This window comes from Pseudomonas sp. 32_A (genome assembly GCF_017490905.1).
In the GTDB taxonomy this organism is placed as follows: domain Bacteria; phylum Pseudomonadota; class Gammaproteobacteria; order Pseudomonadales; family Pseudomonadaceae; genus Aquipseudomonas; species Aquipseudomonas inefficax.
Genome location: NZ_JAFGYI010000106.1, coordinates 1 through 767 on the forward strand (window position 1 = coordinate 1; position 767 = coordinate 767).

The following is a 767-nucleotide window of genomic DNA, read 5'->3' on the forward strand; positions in this document are numbered from 1 at the left end:
ACCCAGTTCAGCCGCTGATGGTTGTACTCCTGAATCAGCCCGACGGTGTCGTCGAGCACCACTGCCAGCACGCCGTTTTCCAGCTGGTGCCGGTTGATCGCATTGACCAGATAGCCGCGCAGGGCGAACCGGCGCAGCCAGCGGCTGTGGAAACCATGCGCACTGTCGAAGGGGGCGCAGCCATGCTGGGCGTACTCGAATACCTGCTGGTCGACCCCAAGCTTATCGGGCGTCATGGCAATGCCCAGCAGCTCGGGATTGCTGCGCGCCTGGATCAGGTCCAGGCCCTCGAAGCGATGCGCAGGCGATGCGCCGCTCTTGTAGGCGTTCAGCACACTGACCGGCCAAGGATCGCTGGAGAAGGCCAGCCAGGCACTGGTGTACCTGCTGGTATCGATGTTGAGAAAGGCCGAAGGAATGTCGTGGTCTGCGTTCACGCATTTTTCGGGCAGCGGCGATGGCGGGCCGTCTGGCGGCTCGTAAGGGTTGAAGCGGCGCAGGTGACCCTGCTCGCTGACGGCATAGGCATGCCAGACCTGCTGGTCGAGCAGCACATACAGGTAGCCCATGCGCAAGGTGCGCACACCTATCTTCGTCGAGATATGCCGGTTATCCGCGACGGTGGAGACACACTCGGGGCGGGTATCCGGCACCAGGGCGCGACGCAGCGGCAGGATCGGCAGGCCCTGGCGCTCGCAGGACATGCACTGGTCGTGCGGCAGCGCGGCTTCGGCGACTGCAATGGCAATACGTTGGCTGATGGTCAT

The 767-nt window shown here is 63.6% G+C and carries 1 protein-coding gene; it reads right to left on the reverse strand.

All coding sequences use genetic code 11. The annotated features are described in order from the left end of the window. Window positions 1-767, reverse strand: a 767-nt coding sequence (locus tag J5M58_RS25795; RefSeq protein WP_306795246.1) for a T6SS effector BTH_I2691 family protein, incomplete at both ends; no start/stop codon positions are given.